Consider the following 24,883-nt stretch of genomic DNA (forward strand, 5'->3'; position numbering starts at 1 on the left):
GGCAAGCGAGGCTGTTTAGGCTGCCAGATTCTTGGCCACGAATTCCCAGTTAACCAGAGCCCAGAAGGTTTCCATGTACTTCGGACGCAGGTTGCGGAAGTCGATGTAGTAGGCGTGCTCCCACAGGTCAACGGTCAGCAGCGGGGTGGTACCGGCTTCAGTCAGCGGGCAGCCAGCGTTGGAGGTGTTGACGATAGCCAGAGAGCCGTCAGCTTTCTTCACCAGCCAAGTCCAGCTGGAACCGAAGTTGCCGATGGCTGATTTGGTGAAGGCATCTTTGAACTCGGCGAAGGAGCCGAATGCCTTGTTGATGGCCTCAGCCAGGGCGCCAGTCGGCTCGCCACCGCCATTCGGAGAGAGGCAGTGCCAGTAGAAGGTGTGGTTCCAGATCTGGGCGGCGTTGTTGAAGATGCCGCCGTTGGAGGTCTTGATGATCTCTTCCAGAGACTTGCCTTCAAACTCGGTACCCGGCACCAGATTGTTCAGGTTGACCACGTAGGTGTTGTGGTGCTTGCCGTGGTGATATTCCAGAGTTTCCTGGGAGATGTGCGGTTCCAGAGCGTTGATTGCATAGGGCAGAGCGGGAAGTTCGAATGCCATTTTCTACTCTCCATTGGCTGGACCGTGCGAAGGCGACGGTTGCAAGACATTGCGTACTCTTTTCTATATTTGAAAAGAGTTGTTTTTAAAATGATGGGGCTGGGTAGCCCAAAGCCAAGGGATTGTAGCAGTATCAAAGATGGCCTAACAACTCTTGATTGGCGCCATGATCGCGATCAATCCTGTGTGGGTTCTTTGCACAATTCGAGCCGGGTCACCCCTTTGTCAGTTTGTGCTCGGGCAAGATTGCAGTAGAATGGCCGCCGAAATCGCTCTAGTGAGGCACCTATGGAAACTATTGAAAAGATTAAGCAGCAGCTGGCTGACAACCCCATCATCATCTACATGAAGGGCTCCCCCAAGCTACCCAGCTGTGGCTTCTCTGCCCAGGCCTCCCAGGCTCTGATGTCCTGCGGCGAGCCGTTTGCCTACGTTGATATCCTGCAAAATCCGGATATCCGCGCCGAATTGCCAAAATTCGCCAACTGGCCGACCTTCCCCCAACTGTGGGTTGAGGGTGAGCTGATCGGTGGCTGTGACATCATGATCGAGATGTTCCAGGCTGGCGAGTTGCAGGCTCTGATCAAAGAGACTGCTGCCAAGTACAAGAAAGATGATGCTGCAGCCGAGTAATCGGTTCTGTGTTGTCGAGAGGGAGCCTTATAGGCTCCCTTTTTTATTGTCCCGGTTCTGGCAGGAAAGCAACTGATTGCCGGTTGCAAAAAGCAACGCAATTGCCCTGAAAAATCTAATCTTTACGGCTTTGTTTTGGAGTTGTTAATTATATTGCTTGCCAATATCTGATTACTTTTTTTAATCCATTTGGATTCAAGTGTTGCTGCCATCACATTTTTTGATAATTTCACCGTAACGCAGTCTCTTTGTAGATTTTTTTGTGTTTATGCTCACATTAATTGCAAGTGATAGAACCTAGTATCGCTTCGCCCTGTGAAATAAAACCCTACAAATTAATAAATAAAAAGAGATTTGCGATGAAGATGTATAGCAATCTGCCCATTGGTCTTCATGATATTACTGAAGCCAAAAAAAGACTGACCAATCATATATACAAGACCGCGCAACTACCCTCTAACTACATCAGCGAACGTTGCCATGGCGAGGTTTATCTCAAGCTTGAAAACATGCAACGTACAGGCTCTTTTAAAATTCGTGGTGCCTTCAACAAACTCAGTTCATTAAGTCTGGAAGACCGACAAAAAGGTGTTGTCGCCTGCTCGGCGGGCAATCATGCCCAAGGTGTATCACTCTCCAGTGCTATGCTGGGAATTGATGCCAAGGTGGTCATGCCTTGCTGTGCCCCCAAATCAAAAATTGCTGCAACCAGTGACTATTCAGCCAAAGTGATCCTCCATGGAAATAGCTTCAATGACACCATTGCCAAAGTCAGCGAAATCGTGGAGATGGAAGACCGCGTATTTATCCCCCCCTTCGACGATGCAAAAGTGATTGCAGGCCAGGGCACCATTGGCCTGGAAATTATCGAAGATTTGTATGATGTCGATAACATCATAGTGCCGATCGGTGGCGGTGGTTTGATTGCCGGTGTTGCCATGGCTATCAAATCTATTAATCCGACCATCAAGGTGATTGGTGTACAATCCGAGAATGTGCACGGTATGGCGGCCTCTTTCTATGCCGGTACCATGACCAATCACAGAACCAGCAGCACGCTGGCCGATGGCTGTGATGTGGCAAGACCCGGTTCACTGACCTTCGAAATCGTCAAACAATTGGTGGATGATATTGTACTGGTCACCGAGGATGATATTCGTCATAGCATGGTTGACCTTATTCAGCGCAACAAGGTGATTACCGAAGGGGCGGGAGCTCTGGCGTCGGCAGCGCTGCTCAGTGGCAAGCTGAAACATTATGTCGAAGGTAAAAAGACCGTCAGCATTATATCGGGGGGCAATATTGATCTGACCCGGATCGCCGAAATTATCGAACAGAACAATATTCGTCAAATTATCCTGTAAGGAATGCAGTCATGATATTAGACAGTGTTGTCACCGGCAGTAAAGAGAATACGCGTGCATGGCGTAAATCGGATACCACATGGGGATTAGGTCTGTTCGGTACTGCTATCGGGGCGGGGGTCTTGTTCTTTCCAATCCGGGCCGGATATGGTGGCCTGATCCCAATATTAATCATGTTGGTGCTGGCTTACCCCATTGCATTTTATTGCCACAGGGCGTTGGCCAGATTATGTCTTTCTGGCAGTAATCCATCGGCAAATATTACCGAGACCGTTGAAGAACATTTTGGCAAGATGGGTGGAGTGGTAATTACCTTCCTCTATTTCTTTGCCATCTGCCCACTGCTGTGGATATATGGTGTGACGATCACCAATACCTTTATGGCATTTTGGGAGCATCAACTACAGTTGGTTCCGCTTAATCGAGGTGTGGTTGCACTGGCATTGTTGATGTTGATGGCATTCGTGATCTACTTCGGTAAAGATCTGATGGTCAAGGTGATGAGCTATCTGGTCTTTCCCTTTATTGCCAGTCTGATCGTTATCTCTCTCTCCCTCGTCCCGTACTGGAACAGTGCCGTCTTTGATCAGGTCAATCTGAGCGAGATATCGATGTTTGGTCACGATGGTATTCTGGTTACCGTCTGGCTGGGGATCTCCATCATGGTCTTTTCCTTCAACTTCTCGCCGATTGTCTCCTCTTTCATTGTCTCCAAACGGGAAGAGTATGAGCAGGAGTTCGGGCGTGATTTTACCGAGAAGCGCTGCTCGAAGATTATCTCCGGTGCCAGCATGCTGATGGTGGCCGTGGTGATGTTCTTTGCCTTCAGCTGCCTCTTTACCCTGTCGCCGCAAAATATGGCGGAAGCCAAAGCCCAGAACATTCCGGTGCTCTCCTATCTGGCCAACCACTTCTCCTCAATGACGGGCAGCAAGTCTGCGTTTGCCACCACTTTGGAGTATGCGGCGTCCATCATTGCGCTGGTTGCCATCTTCAAATCCTTCTTTGGCCACTATCTGGGGACGCTGGAAGGGTTGAACGGCCTTATCCTCCGCTTTGGCTACCAGGGTGACAAGAGCAAGGTTTCCAGTAAAAAACTCAACATGGTCAGTATGTTGTTCATCATGGGTTCGACCTGGCTGGTCGCTTATGTGAACCCCAACATCCTCGACCTGATTGAGGCAATGGGGGCGCCAATCATCGCTTCCCTGCTCTGTCTGCTGCCGATGTATGCGGTGAGCAAGACACCGGCACTTGCAAAATATAAAGGTCAGGCCAGCAACCTGTTTGTCACTATCATCGGTGTGCTGACCATCCTGAATATAGTTTCCAAGCTGTTCTGAAAACCTTTTCTGCAAGTCATCAGCCATTCAGGCCCCCCTGGCGGGGTCTGGATGGTGCAGTCAGACATGAGCAATAACCGGTTCTTCGTTGGCCCAATTGTGTGGGCCCTGGGTAAGGCTTGCCGTTTTTTGACTTTCTGTTTATGGCGAAATGCCCTGACTGCAGTGACTCGACACTATTAATCTCGAGGCGATGTAATGAAGTTTGATTCGTTGGTTCTGGTTATCAATTGCGGCTCTTCGTCGGTCAAATTCTCGGTACTGGACAGTAAAACCTGCGAGGTGGTGATATCCGGTATAGCGGATGGTATTGAGACAGCCCATCCCCAATTGCAAGTGGGTAAAGAGCCCGCAATGTCATTACCTGAAAATAACCACACCTGTGCATTAGCTGCCATCGCGGCGGAATTGAAAAAACGGGATCTGCTGGGTGCCATTGCACTGGTGGGTCATCGTATTGCTCATGGTGGTAGTGAATTTAGCGAAGCCGTGATCATTGATGAACATGTATTGGCCAAAATAAAGCAGGTGTCACCCTTGGCACCCCTGCATAATCACGCCAATCTGAGCGGTGTGATGGCCGCTCGCCAGCTATTTCCCGACCAACCCCAAATTGCGGTATTTGATACCGGCTTTCACCAGACCCTGAAGCCGGAAGCCTATATCTATGGGCTGCCTTACCAATATCTGCAGGATTACGGCGTGCGCCGCTATGGCTTCCATGGCACCTCCCATCGCTATGTGGCCGAGCAGGCCTGCGTATTCATGGGGCTGGATGAACAGCATGCCGGTCTGGTCATCGCCCATCTGGGCAATGGCGCCTCTATTTGTGCGGTACAGGATGGCAAGAGCGTCGATACCTCGATGGGGATGACGCCGCTGGAGGGGCTGATCATGGGCAGCCGCAGCGGCGATATCGATTTTGGCGCGCTGGCCTATATCGCCAGCAAGACGGGGCAATCCATCGAGGATATCGAGCGGGTATTGAACAAGCAGTCCGGCCTGCTGGGTATTTCGGGGCTCTCCTCTGATATGCGGGTATTGGAAGCTGCCTATCACGAAGGACATCCCGGGGCGAAATTGGCCATTCACGCTTTTGTCCATCGTATTGCCCGCCATATCGGCGGCCATGCCACCTCATTGCACCGGCTGGATGCCGTTATTTTCACCGGCGGGATCGGCGAGAACTCGGCCTTTATCAGAAAACTGGTATGCGAACGACTTCAGGTATTTGGCGTAGCGATCAGCGAGCCGTTTAACCAGCGTCCCAATAGCGAGGGCTGCCGGGTAATTTCGGCGGCAGAGTCCATGGTGCTGGCGGCGGTTATTCCCACCAATGAAGAGAAAATGATCGCGCTGGATGCCATTCGTCTGGGGCAGCTGGTTCGTCAGGCCGAGTGCGTCTGACATCTTCCACTCTTGTGTCATGAGTAGTGAATGAGGTTTATTTGATGAAAGTTGATATGCAATTGGGTCAGGATAAATTCCGTCAGGCATGGCAAGGGTTTGCCGGTGAAAACTGGAAGCACGAGATCAACGTCCGTGATTTTATCCAGCAGAACTACACCCCCTATGAAGGTGACGAACAGTTTTTAGCGGATGCCACAGAAGCGACCACCACTTTGTGGAACAAGGTGATGGAGGGGATCCGTATCGAGAATGCCACCCACGCACCGGTCGATTTTGATGCGAATATTGCCACGACCATTACTGCCCACGGGCCTGGTTATATCGAACAGGGGCTGGAAAAGATTGTTGGCCTGCAAACCGACAAGCCCCTTAAAAGAGCGCTGCACCCGTTTGGCGGCGTAAATATGATCCGCAGCTCTTTTGAAGCATATGGCCGGGAGATGGATCCCGAATTTGAATATACCTTCAGCGAATTGCGCAAAACCCATAACCAGGGCGTGTTCGACGTCTACTCTCCCGAGATGTTGCGCTGCCGAAAATCGGGAATTTTGACCGGTTTGCCGGATGGTTACGGCCGTGGTCGCATTATCGGAGATTATCGTCGGGTCGCGCTCTATGGCATAGATTATCTAATCCATGAGCGGGAGCTGCAGTTTGCCGATCTGCAACCGGCCCTCGAGCGTGGCGAGAATCTGGAGCAGGTGATCCGTCAGCGCGAGGAGCTGGCCGAGCACAAGCGGGCACTGGTGCAGATCAAGCAGATGGCGGCCAGCTATGGCTTTGACATCTCCGGGCCGGCGCGCACGGCGCAGCAGGCGGTGCAGTGGCTCTACTTTGCCTATCTGGCGGCGGTGAAGTCGCAAAATGGCGGGGCCATGTCCCTCGGTCGTACCGCCACCTTCCTCGATATCTATATCGAGCGGGATCTGAAAGCGGGGCTTATCAGCGAACAGGATGCCCAGGAGCTGGTCGATCACTTCATCATGAAGATCCGCATGGTGCGCTTCCTGCGTACCCCCGAGTTTGACTCCCTCTTCTCCGGCGATCCCATCTGGGCGACCGAGGTGATTGGTGGCATGGGGCTGGATGGTCGCACCCTGGTGACCAGGAACTCCTTCCGCTACCTCCACACCCTCAAGACCATGGGGCCAGCGCCTGAGCCCAACCTCACCATCCTATGGGCGGAAGGGCTGCCGCGGGCCTTCAAGATCTATGCTGCCCGCGTCTCCATCGATACCTCATCCCTGCAATATGAGAACGATGATCTGATGCGCACCGACTTCGAGAGCGATGATTACGCCATCGCTTGCTGCGTGAGCCCCATGGTGATCGGCAAGCAGATGCAGTTCTTCGGTGCCCGCGCCAACCTGGCCAAGACCCTGCTCTATTGCATCAACGGTGGCGTGGACGAGAAGCTGAAGATCCAGGTTGGCCCGAAAGTGGCGCCCATCATGGACGAGGTGCTGGATTACGAGACCGTCATGGCCAGCCTCGACAGCTTTATGGATTGGCTGGCGGTGCAGTACATCAGTGCGCTCAATCTTATTCACTACATGCACGACAAGTACAGCTATGAGGCTTCCCTGATGGCGCTGCACGATCGCGACGTCTATCGCACCATGGCCTGCGGCATTGCCGGTCTGTCGGTGGCGGTCGATTCGCTGGCGGCCATCAAGTACGCTCGGGTCAAGCCGGTGCGCGATGCGGACGGGCTGGCGGTCGATTTCGTGATTGAGGGGGAGTATCCCCAGTACGGCAACAACGACGAGCGGGCCGACTCCATCGCCTGCGATCTGGTCGAGCGCTTCATGAAGAAGATCCAGGGGCTGCCGACCTACCGCAATGCGGTGCCGACCCAGTCGATCCTGACCATCACCTCCAACGTGGTGTATGGCCAGAAGACCGGCAACACCCCAGATGGCCGCCGCGCCGGTGCCCCGTTTGCCCCGGGGGCCAACCCGATGCACGGTCGGGATCGCAAGGGGGCGGTTGCTTCACTCGCCTCGGTGGCCAAGCTGCCGTTCAAATACGCCAAGGACGGGATCTCCTACACCTTCTCCATCGTGCCGGGGGCGCTCGGCAAGGAGCCGGCCAATCGCGAGAGCAATCTGGTGGGGCTGATGGATGGCTACTTCCATCATGAGCGGGATGTGGAAGGGGGTCAGCACCTCAACGTCAATGTGATGAATCGCGAGATGCTGCTGGATGCCATCGACAATCCGGACAAGTACCCCAGCCTGACCATCCGGGTCTCCGGTTATGCGGTGCGCTTCAACGCCCTGACCCGCGAGCAGCAGCAGGACGTCATCTCCAGAACCTTCACCAACATGATGTAACTCTCATGCCCGGGGTGAGCAGGCTTGCTCCGGGCCTACTTTTTGTTTGTCAGCACGAGGAAGTAACAGATGCGACAGGTTATCACTACCAAGGCGGCGCCGAGCGCCATCGGCCCCTATGTGCAGGCCACCCGGATTGGCAACATCCTCTACACCTCCGGTCAGATCCCGCTGGACCCGGTGAGCGGCGATATTGCGGAGGGTATCGAAGCGCAGACCCTGCGTTCCTTGCAAAACGTTCGGGCGATTGTCGAGGCGGCAGGTGGCGAGGTGCGCAACATCTTCAAGACTACGGTGTTTGTCTCAGATCTGAACGACTTTGCTGCGGTGAATCAGGTCTACAACGACTTCTTCACCGAGCACGATGCCATGTATCCGGCGCGCTCTTGCGTGGAAGTGGCCCGCTTGCCGAAGGATGTGAAGATCGAGATAGAGGCGATTGCTGCGCTGTAACCCCATCGGGAGTGTGTCAGCAAGCCAAAACAGAGCGGCTGCCAATGGCAGCCGCTTTTGTCTATATGGTCATCGGGCAGATCAGGCGATCCGTTCGATACGAGCCATGTAGAAGCCGTCGAAGCCGGTCTCGGACGGGCTTACGGTGTGATCGTCACGCAGACGGAAGTTCTCGTTGGCGGCGAGGAACTTGTCCACCTGCTGGCGGTTCTCCTCGGGCAGGATGGAGCAGGTTGCATAGACCAGCAGACCACCCACCTTCACCATCTGGCTGTAACGCTGCAGGATCTCTTCTTGCAGCGCGACCAGCACCGGCAGACGCTCGGCGGTATCACGCCACTTGGCATCCGGATTACGCTTGAGTACGCCCAGACCGGAGCAGGGCACGTCCAGCAGTACACGGTCGGCGCTCTCTTTGAGGCGCTTGACGGTCTTGCTGCTGGTGATGACCCGGGTCTCCACGTTGTGGGCACCGGCGCGACGAGCGCGTTGCTTGAGGTTCTCCAGCTTCCACTCTTCCACATCCATTGCCAGCAGACGGCCTTTGCCCTGCATCATGGCGGCGATATGCAGGGTCTTGCCACCGGCACCGGCGCAGGCGTCGATAACGCGCATGCCTGGGGCAACTTCCAGCGCAGCAGCAACCAGCTGGGAGCCTGCGTCCTGCTGTTCGAAGCAACCATCGGCAAAGGCCTTGGTGCGGAACAGGGCAGCGTCGGAGGTGACCTGCAGGGCAGTCTCCACACCTTCAACCGGAATGGTGGTGACCTGCTCTTTGGCCAGCATGGCTTGCAGTTCATCACGGGTGCACTTGAGGGTGTTGACCCGCAGGTAGCGCTTGGGCATCCAGGCCAGGGCGGCACGCTCGGCAGGCCAGACTTCACCCAGCTGCTCGCTACCCAGTTTCTCCAGCCAGCTCGGGCAACCATCCATCAATACCGGGTTCTTCTTCGCCTCGGTCAGACGGCGGCGGAATGCTTCTTCATTGAAGCGATCCAGGGTCGGGTGGTTGGGCTGGGCAATTTTGTGGAATGCGTGCCAGCTGTGCAGCAGTGGCCAGACATTCTTTTCGGCCTGACGCACCTGAATACCGGTGAGGAAACAATAGAGGCTGAGACGGCGCAGCAGGTCGCCGGTGACCAGGGCAATCCTTGCCTGTTCTTGCGGTTTGAGTTCGATGCCTGAGAAGTGACGGGCATAGGCGCGGTCGAGGGTGAGACCCTGGCCTAGCACGTCATCAACAATGGCAACGACCAGATCCCCGAAACGGGGCAACAGTGGGGATTTGAGCATGAGATTAACCTTGGCCAGATAAAGATGAACCGCACCTTTGTGAAGAGGAGCAGTTCTAAAATTGACAAATCCGCGCAATGATAGGGGTTAGACGGGGTTGGCGCAACACTCCCCATGGGTGAGTGGCTGAAACAGTGGCACCGGGCTTCTTGATTCGGCGGGATAATGATGCCGGTAATGGTTCAAAAAAGTGCATGACTACAAGGATGACAAAGATGCATGTGACCAGTAAGTGTTCATTGGCCCTGGTGGTGGCCAGTTTGTTGGGGTCAACCAGCCTGATGGCCAGCGAGTGGAGCACGGTAGCCGCCAGAGCGACGGCGGAGCAAGGTTATGAGGTGCGGGCCAATCAGTTTCGGGTGGCCAAGGTGCCGCTCGACTATTTTGCCGGGCTGCAAGCCGGGGCGAGTGAGCTGACCCTGCCGCTGCCCGATGGGGGGGAGGTCACCTTTGCTCTGGAAGCCTACGACTTGCTGCCTGCAGATCTCGCCGCCAAGTATCCGCAGATCCGCACCTTCAAGGGTCACAACCCGGCGCATCCGATAGAGACAGGGCGCTTCGATCTGGGACCACAGGGTTTCCACGCCATGTTCAGTCATCAGGGCAGGATGGTGTTTGTCGATCCGCTGCGCAATGCCGAAGGCTACGCCGTCTATTACCAGCAGGATGCCCATAGTCGATTGGAAGAGGCGGCAGATGAGGTGGTAGGGCCCAAGCTCAGCAAACTGGTGCGCAAGGTGCAAGTGGATGGCAATGTTCGCAAGCGCTACGTCATTGCCATTTCGGCGACAGGAGAATTTACCCAATACCACGGTGGCTCCAAAGCGCTTACCATGGCGGCGATTGCGACCTTGCTCAACCGCGTCAATCAGGTCTATCAACGGGATGTGGGTGCCGAATTCGTGCTGGCCAGTGGCAATGACAACCTGATCTTTACCGATCCGGCCAGCGACTTGTTTGCCAATGATAATTCGGATGCGCAGACCAATATCGGGGTACAGGCTTATTACTTTACCAATATGCAGCTCGGTAATTTTGATATCGGCCATGTACTCAATACCGGTAGCGGTGGTCTGGCCGGTTTGGCAGTGCTCTGCACCAATCAGAAGTCTGGCGGGATGTCGGGTTCACCCACACCGGTGGGAGATGCCTTCTTCGTTGACTATGTGGCTCATGAGATTGGCCACCAGTTTGGTGCCGATCATACCTTCAACGGCACTACCGGGAGTTGCGGTGCTGGTACCCGGGTTGCGAGTCAAGCCTATGAGCCTGGTAGTGGCAGCTCCATCATGGCCTATGCCGGTATTTGTGGTGATGAGAATATCCAGACTCACAGCGACCCCTATTTTCATAGCAAGTCCATCGAGCAGATGCGTGCGCACATGGCGACCGTATCGACTTGTGGAACCACACTCGCGTTGAGCAATAATGCCCCGCAGGCAGCTGCAGGGGGGGACTATGTGATCCCGGCCAATACGGCCTTTATGTTAAAAGGGGCTGGTGGAGATCTGGATAATGATTCTCTGCTCTACAACTGGGAGCAGATCGATCTGGGTACTGAATCGAGCAGTGCCGCCACCATGATTGACGATGGCTCCCGGCCGCTGTTTCGTTTTGTCTCTCCCACGGCATCGCCGGAGCGGATCCTGCCGAGTTTGCCATCCCTGCTCTCCGGCACGCTTGCCAAAGGAGAGGCCTGGCCGACTACCAATCGGGATCTCAATTTCAGACTGACGGTGCGTGATGGTCAGGGTGGCGTTGCCAGTGATGACATGAAAGTGCAAGTGATCAATACCGGCGCGGCATTTCGCATCACCAACCCGTTTTACGGGGTGACTCTCACTCCGGGGGCCAGTCAGGCAGTGGGATGGGATGTGGCGGGCACAACTGTGGCGCCGATCAGTTGCCGCAAGGTGGACATCTCGGTGACCCAGAATGAGGGCGTAAGCTGGACAATGCTCGCCGCCGGACAACCCAATAACGGCGCAGCAACGGTAACGTTGCCTGCCGATCTCACCAGCAGCGTCAGGCTGAAAGTGGCATGCAGCGACAATATCTTCTTTGCCATCAGTCCCCTCAAATTGCCTCTGGTGCAAGGTGGCTCGACTTCAGGTGGCGGCGGTGGTGGCGGGGCGCTCGGATTGTGGACGCTCGCTCTGGCGCTGCTCGGCTGGCAACGGAGGCGCAAATGAAGGGAGTCCCTCTGTTGCTGCTTGTCATGCTCGGCGGTTGTCAGTCCGATGCCAGCACGTTGGAACAGGAGCTGAGTGCAAACCTCGCCAGGCAGGATTACCGCCTGATAGTGATAGCTGGGCGGGGAGAGTTCGCCCCCGGTATTGCAGCCGAGCAGCAGGCAGAGGCCAAGGCGCGCTGTGGCAAGCGTTATCTGGATGGATTGGGCGATGTGATAAGGCCCGGTCAGCAAGAGATACATGCCAAGTTGAGCGCTCACGCCAGCGAGTATAACCAGCGTATGGCGATTCATTGCCCAATAGCATCGGGCGCTGGCAAGCAGTAATACACCAACGAACCAATCCAAATGGAGGGGATATTCATCCCCCTATCTATCCGTGAAGGCGCCAATGGCGCCTTCACTTTTTCCGTTGTTGAATGGGGCCAGTCTGTATTGCCTGAGATGGGGAGCGCGGGTGCAGCACGATTTTTCAGCGTGACAGAAGTTTTGTGCGAATTTTCTTTTCTGTCTGTCACGCAGATCGTCAATTGACGCTGCACCATACTTGTTGTCACCAAGGTTGGGCAAGGAGGCTCTATGAAGCATGGCATTGCGGTGATTATCACCAGTTTGTCTGTTCAGGTTGCAGCAGAACCACAGTGGACCTTCATGGATGAAAACTTGGAAAGGGGAGGGAGCTATGATGTGCGAGCTGAAAAGGTCAGAGTGGTGGTTCCTGACAAGCCTTTTGAACCCGGGCATCTCGCCAGTGTATTGACCTTGCCATTGCCGGATGGCACTACGGTGCAGTTTGATGTTCATCCCAATATCTTGCTCCCGGAGCCTTTGGCCCAGCGCTACCCTTCTATCAATACTTACAGTGGGAAGGCTATCGATCGGGCGGCGGATACAGGCCGATTTGATGTCACCATACATGGTTTTCACGGTATGTTTACCCATCAGGGGCGTACCTTTTATGTCGATCCGCTTCAGGACGGTTTCTCTTATGCCGTTTATGAACAGCAAGATGCCTGGCGGCGACAGGATGTGGATCAGGTGATTGATCCTCATGGTATCGAGCGTGAGCGAGCTGTGCTGGTCGATGGCAATTTGCGCAAGCGCTACACCATCGCCATCTCGGCAACCGGGGAATATACCCGGTATCACGGTGGTACCAAGGTTGCAGCACTCTCGGCCATTGCAACACTGCTTAATCGGGTCAATGAAGTCTATCGCCGTGATGTGGGGGCCGAGTTTCAGCTTGCAGCTGATACGGATAATGTGATTTTCACCGATCCTGCGACGGATCCTTTCACCAACTCGACCCAGGATATCGCCATCAACCAGACCCAACAGGGGGTGTTGCTCAAGCCTTCTTTTGATCTGGGCCATCTGCTGGCGACATCAGGCGGCGGAGTGGCGACCCTGAGATCTTTATGCAACCCTTTCAGCCGTTCACGGGGCATGACCGGAGGCTCACAGCCTATCGGTGATGCGTTCTTTATTGATTATGTGGCTCACGAATTGGGGCACCAGCTGGGGGCCGAGCACTCCTTCAATGGCATGGCCGACAGTTGTGCCACGGGTCGCAAGGCTAGCTCAGCCTGGGAACCGGGCAGTGGCTCGACCATCATGGCCTATGCCGGGATCTGTGGTGAGGAGAATCTGCAGGTTAACAGCACACCTTTTTTTCACAGCAAGTCGATCGAGCAGATGCGGGCTCTGATGGCCTCTCTGCCCTCCTGCGGCACCGACCTGGTGCTTGCCAATAACGCGCCGGTTGTGGATGCGGGGGGCGATAGGGTGATCCCCGCCAATACGCCTTTCACTCTTGTCGGCAGTGCGCTGGATCTGGATGGTCATCCCCTCAGTTACACCTGGGAGCAGGTTGATCTTGGCAATGCATCCTACAGCGTGGCAACCATGGTGGATGATGGAACCCGCCCGCTGTTTCGCTTTGTCTCGCCAACTTCGGATCCCCGCCGAACCTTGCCTGCCATGAGCTCGCTGATCACGGGTGTGCTGGCCAAAGGGGAGGCGTGGCCAGCGACCAATCGTAACCTTCAGTTTCGCCTTACGGTGCGCGATGGTCAGGGGGCGGTCAGCAGTGATGAGATGGTGGTGCAGGTGATCAATACCGGCGCGGCATTTGCCATCACAGCTCCGCAGATCGGCGCCATGGTGGCGGGTAGCACTCAGCTAGTGACATGGAATGTTGCCGGGACCGATCAGCCTCCTATCAATTGTCCCGGCGTGGATTTGGCACTGACACAGAATAGTGGTTCTACTTGGACTACGCTGGCAAGCGGGCTTGCCAATAACGGTTCGGCCAGTGTGGTGTTGCCTGCACCGTTGACCAGCACGGCCAGGCTGAAGCTGGCATGCAGCAATAATATTTTTTTCTCTATCAATGGGATAAGAGGTAATGCGTCTGCCACTACGGAAAGTGCAACTGTCATTACCGACAACAATGCGGGTGGCGGCGGTGGTGGTGCAGTGAATCTTATCGTGATCCTCCTGATGGGAGGGGCAGCCGGATGGCGCAGGTATTACGGTTAGCCGTCAGTTTGCTGTTTCTATATATCTGCGCAGCGCCTGTTGTGGTCGCATCACTGACCGAGGCAATAGATGAAAGTCTTGCTGCTCAGGATTATCGGCTCATTGTGCGTGGCGGACGAGGCGGTATGGCCCCGGGGGTTGTGGAGTCATTGCAAGCAGAAGCGAGAACCCGGTGCGGAGTCCGTTATCTGAAAGGGTTCGGTGATGTGATTGAGATGGGTAAGGAGTCGGAGTTTGAGCAGCGGATTGACTATGCCACCCGATATAACCGACAGATGCTGGAAAGGTGCATGCCGGAGGCGATTTCAAGGCCGTAGTGGCTGTTCAACAACGGCGTGTAAATCGGTATGATTGGAGTTATAACTCTAATATTCCAAACATAGTGATAGCCTCAGGGGAATGATTCGATGACTCACATATGAGCCCCCATATACTTTTTTTGGAGTTTTAACTCTATTAAAAAGAACTGCTGAAAATGCTAACAAAATGAGCTATTTATAAACTATAACTCACTAACCGCATGATTTTAAATGAAATTAAATTCATTTAATTTTTATTGAAAAAGTTGAATTGTGATTTGCGTCACGTTATTCTCGCCGGCTGTTCAGTCAGATGATTAATAATGATGAAGTTCACAATAAATGCAATCTCAGTTGTCATCGCAATGTCAGCCAATATCGCGCTGGCATCCCCATGGCATATGGTCGAAAAACGCAGCAAGCAGGCCGATGAACCTGTAAGGGCTCGCGCATACAATATCTTTGAGGTAGAACCGGATTTTTTAGAAAATCTGCGCTTGGGCCAAACCGTGATTACGCTACCATTGCCTGATGGCAAGATGGTGCAATATGAATTGGAAGCCTACTCCGTATTACCGCCTGCGCTGGCAGCAAAATACCCAGATATCATGACCTATAAAGGACATGAAGTTGGCACCCCCAGTAATACCGGTCGTTTTGATATTTCTCCGCGTGGTTTTAACGGCATGTTTATGCATGCCGGAGAGCAGATATTTGTCGATATTCAGCGTAATGGTACCTACGCTGTCTATTACAAAAAAGATGCACATTCAATGAATGGCAAGAATATCAAGGAGATCATTGAAAAATCCGAGCTGAAAAAAAAGTTAGCATACAAAACTGAAGCGGCTCGTAACGAGGCTGGCTATAGCAAGCCAGAGCTTACCCAGTACAGCATTGCATTCTCTACTACTGGTTCATATACCAGGTTCTTTGGTGGCCAAGCCCAAGCATTGGCGTCACTGACAACCTTGACTAACCGTTTAAACGAGGTATATGAAAGGGACTTGGGCGTTCGTTTTGTATTGGCAGATGGGAATGACAAGATTATATTCGAAAATCCTGTTGACGACCCTTTTGTGAACGGTAAATATCCAAAATTTAAAAACATCAGCACTATAAATGCTGTGGTTCAGAGAGAGAAGCTGAATAGTAATGACCTTGGCTATTTCGATATTGGTCATGTAGTAACGCAATCGGAAAAAGATGAGGGGGATGCACAACTAGGGTCATTGTGTGATAAGATAGACTCATATGCGTCATATAGGTCTAACGCGGCTACAGGAAACAAAAATCCTGTTGGAGATGCATTTTTTATTGACTTTGTGGCGCATGAGATTGGCCATCAATTTGGTGCCGACCATACCTATAACGCTAATAAGGGGCAGAGAGAGTCCTCCATGGCATGGGAGCCAGGTAGTGGTAGCTCCATCATGGCTTATGCGGGGCTGATGGGGGAGCAAAACGTACAGCTCAACAGCGAGGCCTATTTTCATAGCAAGTCGATTGAGGAGATGCTCAAGCATATCAACGACAGAGAAGAGCAAGCGAGTAATGGCTCGATAAAAATCGAGGGGGTACCATCGGTACTTGCTGCTTTTCCCTCTTCGCGTTGTGGCACTGCGATCCCGAACCAAAATGGTGATAATCAGGCGCCAGAAATTACCGATGTGCCAGCAGAACATGTGATCCCCAAAGGGGTGGCATTTAGCCTGAGTGGCAAGGGTAATGATATTGACGGCGATACCCTTACCTATACTTGGGAGCAGGTCGATCTGGGGGATGCAACGACCAGTGGCGATCAATTGAGTTCCGGTCGCCTTGCAACCGGCCCCCTGTATCGTTACGCCGCGCCGACAACTTCCCCGGTTCGTCACTTTCCTTCGCTGGCTACCCAGTTGAAAGGGGAAGCTGAGAAAGGTGATGTCTGGGTCAATGTGCCGCGCACCCTTAACTTCCGTCTGGTCGCCCGTGATGGCAAAGGCGGTGGTGCCTATGGTGAGACCTCGGTCGAGGTGGTCGATACAGGCGCACAAACCTTCAAGATTGAACCGGCATCTGACCAGCGTATGCTGGTTGGTAGCCCGACCACAGTGAATTGGCAAGTAGCTGGCACGGACCGTCATCCTGTCAACTGTCAGCGGGTCGATATCAGTTATAGCAACGATGAAGGCAAGAGCTGGCAGCCGCTGGTTAATGGCGTGAACAACAATGGCGCCCATGAGGTGACCATTCCGGCCAATGCTGGCAGCGCTGTTCGCCTCAAGCTGGCCTGTAGCGACAATATCTTCTATGCCATTACGCCAAAACTGGCGACCAAGAGCAGTGATACACCGGCTCCCCAGCCTGAAAGCAATGGCGGCGGTGGTGGTGGCGGTTCGACCGGTCTGTTCGCGCTGTTGGGCCTTGGTATCGCTGCGCTGCTGCGTCGTCGTGAGATCATGAGCTACTAAACCAGATAACCCAAGGGTTAGATTACCCATCTTTGGTAAATTGATGAACCAAGCGAAGAGGCGTTAGCCTCTTCGCTTTTTTTGTATGGTTTACAAGGTCGCTTTATCGAGCGCACAATGCCTGCGTCACTCTCTTGATGGTCGTGGAACCATTATTTATTTGAAGGAAAATCAAGATGATGGATGTTGCTGATCTGCGCCGTGAGTATACCCGTGGCGGTCTGCACCGGGCCGATCTGCCGGCCGAGCCGCTGGCGCTTTTCGAGAAGTGGTTGGCGCAGGCCTGTGAGGCCAAACTGACCGATCCCACCGCCATGGTGGTGGCGACCGTCGATGCCGATGGTCAGCCCTGGCAGCGTACCGTGCTGCTCAAGCACTACGACGCCCAGGGGATGGTCTTTTACACCAACATGGGGAGTCGCAAGGCGCAGCAGCTGGAAGGCAATCCCCGCATCAGTTTGCTCTTCCCCTGGCATACGCTCGACCGTCAAGTGCATGTGACCGGCCGGGTGGAGAAGATGAGCACCTTCGAGGTGATGAAGTATTTCCACAGTCGTCCCAAGGATAGCCAGATCGCTGCCTGGGTCTCCAAACAGTCGACCCGCATCTCGGCCCGCGGCGTGCTGGAGGCCAAGTTCCTCGAGCTCAAGCAGAAGTTTGCCAATGGCGAAGTGCCGCTGCCGAGCTTCTGGGGCGGATTCCGGGTGGTGATCGAGACGGTGGAGTTCTGGCAGGGGGGCGAGCACCGGCTGCACGACCGCTTCTACTACACCCGCGACGGGGATGGCTGGCATATCGAGCGTCTGGCACCCTGAGCGCGCTGTTCAATTCTGTTTTCACAAGGAGTGTGTATGCGTCTGTATGGTGATCTGCGTTCCGGCAACTGTTACAAGGTGTGGCTGCTGGCCCGCTGGCTGGAGCTGCCCCTCGAGTGGGTTGAGGTGAATATTCAGGCGGGGGATACCCGTACCCCCGCATTTCTGGCCAAGAACCCCAACGGCAAGATCCCGGTGCTGGAGATTGGCCAGGGCGATACGCTGGCGGAATCCAATGCCATCCTCTTCTATCTGGCGCAGTGCTCGTCTTTGTGGCCAACCGATCCGCGCCAGCAGGCCGAGGTGCTCAAATGGATGTTCTTTGAGCAGTACAGCCATGAGCCCTACATCGCGGTGGCCCGCTTTATCGTTCACTATCTCGGCCGACCCGAGTCGCAGGAGGCGCGGCTCGACGGTCTGAAAGCCGGTGGCGAGAAGGCGCTGGCGGTAATGGAGCAGCAGCTGAAACAGAGCCCCTACCTGTGCGGTGATGCGCCGACCATCGCCGATATCGCCCTTTATGCCTACACCCATGTGGCAGAGGAGGGGATCTTCTCTCTGCAGGGGTGGCCCGCTATCCGTAGCTGGATCGCCCGTATCGAAGCCCATCCCCGGCACCTGACGCTGCCAGCGGCCTGTCAGGCCAGCTGATGGAACTGCTGATCGAGGCCAGTCTGTGGCAACCGCAGTGGGCTGCGCTGTTGCCGCACTGGCAGCAGCAAGGTCATCGCTGGCAGCTGCTACTGGGCAAAGAGGTGGCCGCCGTCCTCGATCAAACCGATGCTCCCTGGGCGAGCAGCCCTCCAGACGGGGTGCTCTGCTCGGGGGCCCTGCTGGCTGCTTGGCTCGATGGGGATCTGCTGGCGGATTTTCATGTTGATCCCAGCCGCCAGGTTCTGATCAGCGCCTCTACTTCCCTATTGACCCTCGCCAGGGAGCAGGGACTGCTCACCCTTGGCCCTGTGGGGGCCGATTTGCCGCTCACCCCCGAGGCCGATTTGGGCGCCGTGCTCAATCGCCTGCTGGCGCGCCGCGTGACGGTGCCGACCCTGGCTGAGGGGCATTCGCTATCAGGTGTCGTATTGCGACCACTGCAGGCCGACGATGAGCGCGAGATAGTGCGCTATTGCAGCGACGAGGCGCTGGCCCGCTACACCCTCAATATTCCTCACCCCTATCCGCCAGAGGGGGCCCGCGACTGGCTGGCGCTCAGCTGGCGCAAGGCGGCGCTTGGCCTTGGCTGGAGCTGGGCCATCACCTTGCCAGAGGAGCAAGGTGCGGCGTTGCTTGGGGTGATCTCCCTGCAATGGAATGGCGAGCTCGCCTGGTGGGTGGGCGTGCCCTGGCAAAATCGCGGTCTGGCGACCCGGGCCGCTGGTTTGGTCAAGGGGTTCGCCTTTGACCAACTGCAACTGCCTGCGCTGACGGCCCGCCATATGCCGGACAACCTCGCCTCCGGCCGGGTGATGGCAAAAATGGGGATGTACTATCGCGGTCAGCGTCATATCAGCGGTCGTCAGCCGTGCGAGGTGAGTTACTGGCGGCTGGATCGCGCTCCCTCCTTACCCAATCCCTTGCCCGAGGAAATTTCCTGCTGGCTGGCAGATGAGCGGATCGCCGTGGTGATCCTGTGGGATCCTGTAACGTTGGATCGGCAGAGTGCCAACGGCAAGCTGGCCATCTCGCTCTTTGTGGATGAGAGGGGCGCGGGGGAGAAGCCCTGTTTTCTGCGCTGCCCGCCGCATCTTGAGAGGTTGCTGGCGCTGCACTGTTATCCCGTCGATCTGCTGGATCAGGCCGAACCGGAGCAGTTGTCCCATCTTGGCGGCGTCTTGCTGAAAGACAGGGATGAACAGGGGCTGGCGTGGTTGCTGCAACTAACCGCGCTGCAGCGGCAGGGGCCCGACCTGCTCAGCCGCGAGGAGCGCGCATCACGGCTCCACTGGTTCAACCAATTGATGGCGCAGGCGCTGCGCGATCAGGGTGACTCTTTGCAGATACGCTATCAGCAGTTACGGCTGCTGGTGGAGCTGCCGGAGCTGGTCGATGAGCTGGATGGCTGTTGGCATCAAACGCCCGAACTGACCTTTGATCGGTTGGCGCGGGAGGCTCCCGCCCTCTGGCTGGCCTACCGTGAGGCGATGAACAGGGTCACCCCGGCTAAGCTAACCGCCTTGCAGCAGCAGTTTGCCGCTCGTTTTCCTGAGTGCACCCTCCCATTTTTGGACAAAGGTACTCAGAATGACCAGCCGTTGTGTGGAATAATGCCCGCTCTGCTGTACGAGGAGTAATACCTGATGTTGAGAACCGAGCGCCCCGGTGACATGCTGCCGGTCTATGAGCTGCTGAGTGCCGCCTTCGGTCGTTCCGATGAGGCCGAACTGGTCAACCGCCTGCGCGAATGTGGCGCTGCCGTGGTGACCATGGTCGAAGAGGAAGAGTACGAGTTCATGGGGCACCTGATGCTAAGCCCGATCACCATTAACGGCATGGAAGGGCCCTGGCTCGGTCTGGCGCCGGTCGCGGTTCATCCCGACTGGCAAGGCCAGGGGATTGGCTCGGATCTTATCCGTGAAGGGCTTGATACGGCGCTCGAGATGGACTGGAAAGGGGTGGTGGTACTCGGGGATCCGGCCTATTACAGCCGTTTCGGTTTCCGCCCGGCCAGCGAGTTTGGCCTGCACTGCATCTATGAGGTGCCTGCCGACTGCTTTATGGCGATGGAGCTGCAGGAGCGCGGTTTTGCAGGTGTGCAGGGTGAGGTGCTCTATCATCCCCTGTTTGATGAACTCCCCGACGAGCTGCCGGACGCGCAGGCAGAAGAGTCCCATTTATAGCGAGACGTCGCTGCGACAAGCTATAACGAAAAAGCCCTCAGCGAGGGCTTTTTAAGTTTATATCAGTCCCTGCCGGGATTATTCGAGCAAATTGACTCAGGCAATGATATCGAGCTGGGTACCCTTGCGATTATCTTCGCCCACCATGTCACCCATCTGCTGGGCGAGCGGGCTCTGCTGGAATTGCATGTAGTCGCTCAGATTCTGCTGGCGCTGGTTGCGATTGGCCGCCTGATAGAGTTCAGCCGTGCTCGGGCCCGACTTGCTGTCGCTCTCCTGACCGCTGGCCTCCAGGTAGCGCTCCACCACGGCTTTATCTTGCTGGTTAGCCGTATAAGAGACCGCCAGGGTTCTGCGAGCCGTTGCTTTCTCTTCGCTCTGTGCCTGCACTTCATCCTTCTTGATCAGCGCTTCGTTACGGGCCTGATTGACCTGTTCGGGCGTGACAGCCGGAGAGGAGGGGTATTTGCCGTAATCGGGCAGCGGCATGGGCCGGGAGGTGATTTGCATGGTGACGCTTCTCTTGTGAATAGGGACGGACGCATGATACCCATCGATCTTAGTTCAATAAATCACCACTTGTCGGCTCATCAAGAGTGGGTTCAGCTTCGCGCATCGACTGTTAATTGAACTGCCTCTGAGTGACAAAAAAGGCGCCATAAGGCGCCTTTTTATCCTTCGGTTACCGCCGGATCAGTTGAAGAACCAGTAACCACGGTTGACCAGACGGGTCAGCAGTTGCAGGAAGCCAGCCTGATCGGCCAGCTCCACCATGTCGGCCTGAGTGATGATGTCTTTGTCACACAAGAGCGAAATGGCTGCCGCGTCTTCGCTCTGCAGAGTCCAGGCTTCGCCGTCGATGAAGCACTGCTGGCTCTCGCCGCTGAACCAGACGGTACGCAGACCCGGCACCTTGATGGCAGGCTCGCCCTGGGTCAGCAGGTCGGCTACCTCCTCGGCGCTGTAGTCCGGCTCGACCGGATTGACATCCAGATCGTGCTTGGCTTCGGAGATCATGGTGCCGAACCACTCCTTGAACAGGGTCTCGTCATCGAGGGCCTGTTGCATCAGCTCGCGCAGACGGTGCAGCTCGTGGGGCTGGATCTCGCCGTGACGGGCACGGGGCTTGAGATCGGCATCGCCGTAACGCTCGGTGCGCACCTCGTTGTCGATCAGGTGATCGGCAAAGGAGGAGATAAGCGCCTTGGCATCCGGCGCGCGGAAGCCCACCGAGAAGTTCATGGAGGGCTCGATGGCGTAGCCTTCGTGGGGGAATCCGGGCGGAATGTAGAGGATGTCGCCCGGCTCCATGATGACGTCGATGATCGCCTCGAACGGCTCGCAGTGCAGCAGGGCGGCGTGGGCGGCGAACTCGTTGAGCGGCTTGGCATCGCCGACTCGCCAGTGGCGTTTGCCCAGACCCTGGGTGATGAACACATCGTAATTGTCGATGTGAGGGCCGACACCCGCATGGGGGGTGGAGAAGCTCACCATCACATCGTCAAAGCGCCAGCCCGGGATGAACTGGAACGGCACCGCCAGCTCGTTCACCTCGGGAGCCCAGTGGTTGCAAGCCTGTACCAGAATGGTCCAGTTCTCTTCGCCCAGATGGTCATAGGATTCGAAGGGGCCGTGGGCGGCATCCCACTTGCCGTCGAAACGGGTGACGAGGCGGGACTCTACCACCTCTTCCATGGCCAGACCGGCCAGCTCATCCGGGCTGATGGGATCCTGAAAGTCGGTGAAGCCGCCTTTGATAAGGAGCGGGCGCTTCTGCCAGTAGTGCTCGAGGAAGTGAGCGATATCCAGATTGAGTTCGTACATGCTGTTTCTCGTGTCTCGCAAAGAGGTTTTGCCCAAGGCGGGCTTGGGAAAAGCCACTCGGGATCCTGCCGTGGCAGGGAAAATAACCGGGGCCCTGTTGCAGATCATGCACAGGGCCCCGGTGGTGTCGTTTATCCGCTTACTTCAGCAGATCAACCAGACGCTGGGCGTCACCGATGTAGTTGGCCGGGGTCAGCTTCTTCAGCTCAACCTTGACTGCTTCCGGCAGCTCCAGGGTGTCGATAAAGGTGCGCATCCCTTCAGCATCGACGCGGCGACCACGGGTCAGCTCCTTGAGCTTCTCGTAGGGCTTCTCGATACCGTAGCGGCGCATCACGGTCTGGATCGGCTCGGCCAGCACTTCCCAGTTGGCATCCAGATCAGCGGCCATGGCGGCGTCGTTGGCTTCCAGCTTGGAGATGCCCTTGAGGGTCGCCTGATAGGCGATAAGTGAATAGCCCACCGCCACACCCAGATTGCGCAGCACGGTCGAGTCGGTGAGATCACGCTGCCAGCGAGAGATAGGCAGCTTGCTCGCCAGATGCTGGAACACAGCGTTGGCCAGACCCAGATTGCCTTCGGAGTTCTCGAAGTCGATGGGGTTGACCTTGTGCGGCATGGTGGAGGAGCCGATTTCGCCTGCGATGGTGCGCTGCTTGAAGTGGCCCAGGGAGATGTAACCCCACACATCGCGGTCGAAGTCGATCAGGATGGTGTTGAAGCGGGCCATGGCGTCGAACAGCTCGGCGATATAGTCGTGCGGCTCGATCTGGGTGGTGTAGGGGTTCCAGGTCAGGCCCAGGGAGGTAACAAACCCCTCGGAGAACTGGTGCCAGTCCACATCCGGGTAGGCGCTGAGGTGGGCGTTGTAGTTGCCGACCGCACCGTTGATCTTGCCGAGGATCTCCACCGCCATGATCTGCTTGAACTGGCGCTCCAGACGGTAGGCGACGTTGGCCATCTCCTTGCCCATGGTGCTCGGGGTGGCCGGCTGACCGTGGGTGCGGGAGAGCAGCGGCATGTCACGGTACTCGTGAGCCAGACGCTTGAGCTCGCTGATCAGCTTTTCGCAATAAGGTTTGATGACCTCTTCGCGGGCAGTTTTCAGCATCAGACCGTGGGAGTTGTTGTTGATGTCTTCCGAGGTGCAGGCGAAGTGGATGAACTCGCTGACAGCCGCCAGCTCCGGGTTCACTTCGACTTTCTCTTTGAGGAAGTACTCCACCGCTTTCACATCATGGTTGGTGGTGCGCTCGATCTGTTTGATGCGGGCGGCGTCACTCTCGTTGAAGTTGCTGACGATGCCGTCGAGCAGGGCGTTGGCGGCCGCGCTCAGGGCAGGGACTTCCGGGATCCCGGCGTGGCTGGCCAGTTTTTGCAACCAGCGCACCTCGACTTCGACGCGAAAACGCAGCAGGCCGAATTCGGAGAAGATAGGGCGCAGGGCATCGGCCTTGTCGCCATAACGACCGTCAATCGGGGAAACAGCAGTCAGCGCGGACAGCTCCATGGGGTGAACTCCTGATGATTTGTGTGGGGGATCCGTATCCACTCGCGCGTGGGGTTGAGTCGTCGTCAGGGCGGATGTGCGGCTGTTCACCCTGATGTTGACCTCGCTTGCCCGCGCGCGAGCCGATGATTAGTAACGTTTGGCCAGCTCCACCATCTTCTTGCGAGCGAAGATGATCTGGGTGCGGCTGCCACCGAGCTGGCGCCACAGCACGCAGGCACGAATGCCCGCCAGCAGCAGGGCGCGCACCTTGTGCTGCACCAGCGGTTGCTGCAGGAACAGCGGGGTACCCGCCACCTGGATGCGCGGCCCGATGGGGCTGATAAGATCGCTGTAGATGCTCGCCATGTTGGCCAAAATCTGCTCGTCGAGCAGATCGAAGTGCTGTTGCTGGCGGCCAATCTGGCTGATCCGCTCACCCAGCATATTGAGAATGTCCTTGCGCTTGGCCAGCTTGCGCTCCAGTGCAATCAGGCTTACCACGTAGCGGGTCAGCTCGGCATTCTTCTGGCTGCCGTCGGCACCCAGCTGCTCGACCAGCGCACGGTAGCCGTCGCGAATGGCCAGATGGGTGTTGTTGAACACCTCGAGCGGCTGGCTCGGGTTGGTCACCAGAATGCTGGAGAGGCTCTCGCGCAGGGCCGCCTCGTCACAACTGCCGTCTCGGGCCACCTTCTGCACCAGATACGCGGCCTGGCAGATGCCGGCAAAGGCCATTGTTCTGTCTTGGAATTTATCGCTCACGTCTGCTGCCTTCTGTTAAGGATTCAAACCGGATGGCTGAAACGTTGTTCGATGATGCCGCCGCCCAGACACACTTCCCCGTCGTAGAAGACGGCGGATTGGCCCGGGGTCACCGCAGCCTGTTTCTCGTCGAAGATGACCCGGATGGTCTCGTCGTCGATGGGCTGGATCAGGCAGGGGATATCCTGCTGGCGGTAGCGGGTCTTGACGGTGCAGCGACGCGGCTCGCGAATGGGG

23 protein-coding genes are annotated in these 24,883 nt (G+C 56.0%); 16 read left to right on the forward strand and 7 right to left on the reverse strand.

The annotated features are described in order from the left end of the window. Positions 1-15: 15 nt before the first annotated feature. Complete coding sequence (sodB, locus tag AACR14_RS00560) at positions 16-600, reverse strand: superoxide dismutase [Fe] (RefSeq protein ID WP_019444736.1); 585 nt, start codon at positions 598-600, stop codon at positions 16-18. 288 nt (positions 601-888) lie between these two features. Between sodB and AACR14_RS00565 the strand changes: the two genes are divergently transcribed. The 6 genes from AACR14_RS00565 (at position 889) to AACR14_RS00590 (ending at position 8,139) form a co-directional block, all read left to right on the forward strand. Next, positions 889-1,233, forward strand: coding sequence for a Grx4 family monothiol glutaredoxin (locus AACR14_RS00565; RefSeq protein WP_005353650.1), 345 nt, complete (start codon positions 889-891; stop codon positions 1,231-1,233). Positions 1,234-1,592: 359 nt separating this feature from the next. After that, positions 1,593-2,597 carry a bifunctional threonine ammonia-lyase/L-serine ammonia-lyase TdcB gene (tdcB, locus tag AACR14_RS00570; RefSeq protein ID WP_019444737.1) on the forward strand — a complete coding sequence of 335 codons (1,005 nt, stop codon included), beginning with the start codon at positions 1,593-1,595 and terminating at the stop codon, positions 2,595-2,597. A gap of 11 nt (positions 2,598-2,608) precedes the next feature. Continuing rightward, positions 2,609-3,940 carry a threonine/serine transporter TdcC gene (gene tdcC / locus AACR14_RS00575; protein ID WP_019444738.1) on the forward strand — a complete coding sequence of 444 codons (1,332 nt, stop codon included), beginning with the start codon at positions 2,609-2,611 and terminating at the stop codon, positions 3,938-3,940. 198 nt (positions 3,941-4,138) lie between these two features. Next, complete coding sequence (gene tdcD, locus AACR14_RS00580) at positions 4,139-5,347, forward strand: propionate kinase (RefSeq protein ID WP_019444739.1); 1,209 nt, start codon at positions 4,139-4,141, stop codon at positions 5,345-5,347. A 44-nt stretch (positions 5,348-5,391) separates the two neighbouring features. Continuing rightward, a complete protein-coding gene (gene pflB / locus AACR14_RS00585) occupies positions 5,392-7,686 on the forward strand; it encodes a formate C-acetyltransferase (protein ID WP_019444740.1) in 2,295 nt (764 codons plus the stop codon). Between the two features lie 69 nt (positions 7,687-7,755). After that, positions 7,756-8,139, forward strand: coding sequence for a RidA family protein (locus AACR14_RS00590; protein ID WP_019444741.1), 384 nt, complete (start codon positions 7,756-7,758; stop codon positions 8,137-8,139). Positions 8,140-8,220: 81 nt separating this feature from the next. Here AACR14_RS00590 and AACR14_RS00595 read toward each other — a convergent pair whose 3' ends face one another. After that, positions 8,221-9,432, reverse strand: a complete 1,212-nt coding sequence (locus tag AACR14_RS00595; RefSeq protein ID WP_019444742.1) for an RsmB/NOP family class I SAM-dependent RNA methyltransferase — start codon at positions 9,430-9,432, stop codon at positions 8,221-8,223. A 215-nt stretch (positions 9,433-9,647) separates the two neighbouring features. Between AACR14_RS00595 and AACR14_RS00600 the strand changes: the two genes are divergently transcribed. From AACR14_RS00600 to AACR14_RS00645, 10 genes are all read left to right on the forward strand, one after another. Continuing rightward, positions 9,648-11,624, forward strand: a complete 1,977-nt coding sequence (locus AACR14_RS00600; RefSeq protein ID WP_019444743.1) for a reprolysin-like metallopeptidase — start codon at positions 9,648-9,650, stop codon at positions 11,622-11,624. Then, a complete protein-coding gene (locus AACR14_RS00605; protein WP_019444744.1) occupies positions 11,621-11,950 on the forward strand; it encodes a hypothetical protein in 330 nt (109 codons plus the stop codon). Before AACR14_RS00600 ends, AACR14_RS00605 begins: the two co-directional genes overlap by 4 nt. A gap of 21 nt (positions 11,951-11,971) precedes the next feature. Continuing rightward, positions 11,972-12,157 carry a hypothetical protein gene (locus AACR14_RS00610; RefSeq protein ID WP_019444745.1) on the forward strand — a complete coding sequence of 62 codons (186 nt, stop codon included), beginning with the start codon at positions 11,972-11,974 and terminating at the stop codon, positions 12,155-12,157. Between the two features lie 45 nt (positions 12,158-12,202). Further along, positions 12,203-14,164 carry a reprolysin-like metallopeptidase gene (locus tag AACR14_RS00615; protein ID WP_019444746.1) on the forward strand — a complete coding sequence of 654 codons (1,962 nt, stop codon included), beginning with the start codon at positions 12,203-12,205 and terminating at the stop codon, positions 14,162-14,164. Beyond that, positions 14,143-14,481: a hypothetical protein gene (locus tag AACR14_RS00620; RefSeq protein WP_019444747.1), complete on the forward strand. Its 339-nt coding sequence runs from the start codon at positions 14,143-14,145 to the stop codon at positions 14,479-14,481. Before AACR14_RS00615 ends, AACR14_RS00620 begins: the two co-directional genes overlap by 22 nt. A gap of 305 nt (positions 14,482-14,786) precedes the next feature. Continuing rightward, positions 14,787-16,916: a reprolysin-like metallopeptidase gene (locus tag AACR14_RS00625; protein WP_019444748.1), complete on the forward strand. Its 2,130-nt coding sequence runs from the start codon at positions 14,787-14,789 to the stop codon at positions 16,914-16,916. Positions 16,917-17,092: 176 nt separating this feature from the next. Then, positions 17,093-17,731 (forward strand): pyridoxamine 5'-phosphate oxidase, encoded by a 639-nt coding sequence (gene pdxH, locus AACR14_RS00630; RefSeq protein ID WP_019444749.1) that lies wholly within the window; start codon positions 17,093-17,095, stop codon positions 17,729-17,731. Between the two features lie 36 nt (positions 17,732-17,767). Next, positions 17,768-18,382 (forward strand): glutathione S-transferase family protein, encoded by a 615-nt coding sequence (locus tag AACR14_RS00635; protein WP_019444750.1) that lies wholly within the window; start codon positions 17,768-17,770, stop codon positions 18,380-18,382. After that, on the forward strand, positions 18,382-20,022 hold the full coding sequence (locus tag AACR14_RS00640) for a GNAT family N-acetyltransferase (RefSeq protein ID WP_019444751.1): 1,641 nt from the start codon (positions 18,382-18,384) through the stop codon (positions 20,020-20,022). Before AACR14_RS00635 ends, AACR14_RS00640 begins: the two co-directional genes overlap by 1 nt. Positions 20,023-20,028: 6 nt before the next feature. After that, complete coding sequence (locus tag AACR14_RS00645) at positions 20,029-20,568, forward strand: GNAT family N-acetyltransferase (RefSeq protein WP_005353625.1); 540 nt, start codon at positions 20,029-20,031, stop codon at positions 20,566-20,568. A gap of 96 nt (positions 20,569-20,664) precedes the next feature. On the opposite strand, the gene AACR14_RS00650 is transcribed toward AACR14_RS00645, so the two are convergent. The 5 genes from AACR14_RS00650 to AACR14_RS00670 form a co-directional block, all read right to left on the reverse strand. Further along, positions 20,665-21,078 carry a hypothetical protein gene (locus AACR14_RS00650; RefSeq protein ID WP_019444752.1) on the reverse strand — a complete coding sequence of 138 codons (414 nt, stop codon included), beginning with the start codon at positions 21,076-21,078 and terminating at the stop codon, positions 20,665-20,667. Positions 21,079-21,261: 183 nt separating this feature from the next. After that, positions 21,262-22,392 carry a ribosomal protein uL16 3-hydroxylase gene (locus AACR14_RS00655; RefSeq protein ID WP_005334626.1) on the reverse strand — a complete coding sequence of 377 codons (1,131 nt, stop codon included), beginning with the start codon at positions 22,390-22,392 and terminating at the stop codon, positions 21,262-21,264. A 139-nt stretch (positions 22,393-22,531) separates the two neighbouring features. Then, the gene (purB, locus tag AACR14_RS00660; protein WP_019444753.1) at positions 22,532-23,902 is read right to left on the reverse strand and encodes an adenylosuccinate lyase; all 1,371 of its coding nucleotides are present in this window, start codon (positions 23,900-23,902) and stop codon (positions 22,532-22,534) included. 129 nt (positions 23,903-24,031) lie between these two features. Further along, complete coding sequence (gene hflD, locus AACR14_RS00665; RefSeq protein ID WP_005334622.1) at positions 24,032-24,646, reverse strand: high frequency lysogenization protein HflD; 615 nt, start codon at positions 24,644-24,646, stop codon at positions 24,032-24,034. Between the two features lie 23 nt (positions 24,647-24,669). Continuing rightward, on the reverse strand, positions 24,670-24,883 hold a 214-nt coding region (locus AACR14_RS00670; RefSeq protein WP_019444754.1), incomplete at its 5' end, for an aminomethyltransferase beta-barrel domain-containing protein.

The organism is Aeromonas sp. 159, from assembly GCF_963862045.1.
Taxonomy (GTDB): domain Bacteria; phylum Pseudomonadota; class Gammaproteobacteria; order Enterobacterales; family Aeromonadaceae; genus Aeromonas; species Aeromonas veronii.

Excerpts from the sequence above, each read along its gene's own strand:
- sodB (WP_019444736.1), bottom strand. The coding sequence starts at position 600 with ATGGCATTCGAACTTCCCGCTCTGCCCTATGCAATCAACGCTCTGGAA.
- AACR14_RS00565 (WP_005353650.1), top strand. The coding sequence starts at position 889 with ATGGAAACTATTGAAAAGATTAAGCAGCAGCTGGCTGACAACCCCATC.
- tdcB (WP_019444737.1), top strand. The coding sequence starts at position 1,593 with ATGAAGATGTATAGCAATCTGCCCATTGGTCTTCATGATATTACTGAA.
- tdcC (WP_019444738.1), top strand. The coding sequence starts at position 2,609 with ATGATATTAGACAGTGTTGTCACCGGCAGTAAAGAGAATACGCGTGCA.
- tdcD (WP_019444739.1), top strand. The coding sequence starts at position 4,139 with ATGAAGTTTGATTCGTTGGTTCTGGTTATCAATTGCGGCTCTTCGTCG.
- pflB (WP_019444740.1), top strand. The coding sequence starts at position 5,392 with ATGAAAGTTGATATGCAATTGGGTCAGGATAAATTCCGTCAGGCATGG.
- AACR14_RS00590 (WP_019444741.1), top strand. The coding sequence starts at position 7,756 with ATGCGACAGGTTATCACTACCAAGGCGGCGCCGAGCGCCATCGGCCCC.
- AACR14_RS00595 (WP_019444742.1), bottom strand. The coding sequence starts at position 9,432 with ATGCTCAAATCCCCACTGTTGCCCCGTTTCGGGGATCTGGTCGTTGCC.
- AACR14_RS00600 (WP_019444743.1), top strand. The coding sequence starts at position 9,648 with ATGCATGTGACCAGTAAGTGTTCATTGGCCCTGGTGGTGGCCAGTTTG.
- AACR14_RS00605 (WP_019444744.1), top strand. The coding sequence starts at position 11,621 with ATGAAGGGAGTCCCTCTGTTGCTGCTTGTCATGCTCGGCGGTTGTCAG.
- AACR14_RS00610 (WP_019444745.1), top strand. The coding sequence starts at position 11,972 with ATGGAGGGGATATTCATCCCCCTATCTATCCGTGAAGGCGCCAATGGC.
- AACR14_RS00615 (WP_019444746.1), top strand. The coding sequence starts at position 12,203 with ATGAAGCATGGCATTGCGGTGATTATCACCAGTTTGTCTGTTCAGGTT.
- AACR14_RS00620 (WP_019444747.1), top strand. The coding sequence starts at position 14,143 with ATGGCGCAGGTATTACGGTTAGCCGTCAGTTTGCTGTTTCTATATATC.
- AACR14_RS00625 (WP_019444748.1), top strand. The coding sequence starts at position 14,787 with ATGATGAAGTTCACAATAAATGCAATCTCAGTTGTCATCGCAATGTCA.
- pdxH (WP_019444749.1), top strand. The coding sequence starts at position 17,093 with ATGATGGATGTTGCTGATCTGCGCCGTGAGTATACCCGTGGCGGTCTG.
- AACR14_RS00635 (WP_019444750.1), top strand. The coding sequence starts at position 17,768 with ATGCGTCTGTATGGTGATCTGCGTTCCGGCAACTGTTACAAGGTGTGG.
- AACR14_RS00640 (WP_019444751.1), top strand. The coding sequence starts at position 18,382 with ATGGAACTGCTGATCGAGGCCAGTCTGTGGCAACCGCAGTGGGCTGCG.
- AACR14_RS00645 (WP_005353625.1), top strand. The coding sequence starts at position 20,029 with ATGTTGAGAACCGAGCGCCCCGGTGACATGCTGCCGGTCTATGAGCTG.
- AACR14_RS00650 (WP_019444752.1), bottom strand. The coding sequence starts at position 21,078 with ATGCAAATCACCTCCCGGCCCATGCCGCTGCCCGATTACGGCAAATAC.
- AACR14_RS00655 (WP_005334626.1), bottom strand. The coding sequence starts at position 22,392 with ATGTACGAACTCAATCTGGATATCGCTCACTTCCTCGAGCACTACTGG.
- purB (WP_019444753.1), bottom strand. The coding sequence starts at position 23,902 with ATGGAGCTGTCCGCGCTGACTGCTGTTTCCCCGATTGACGGTCGTTAT.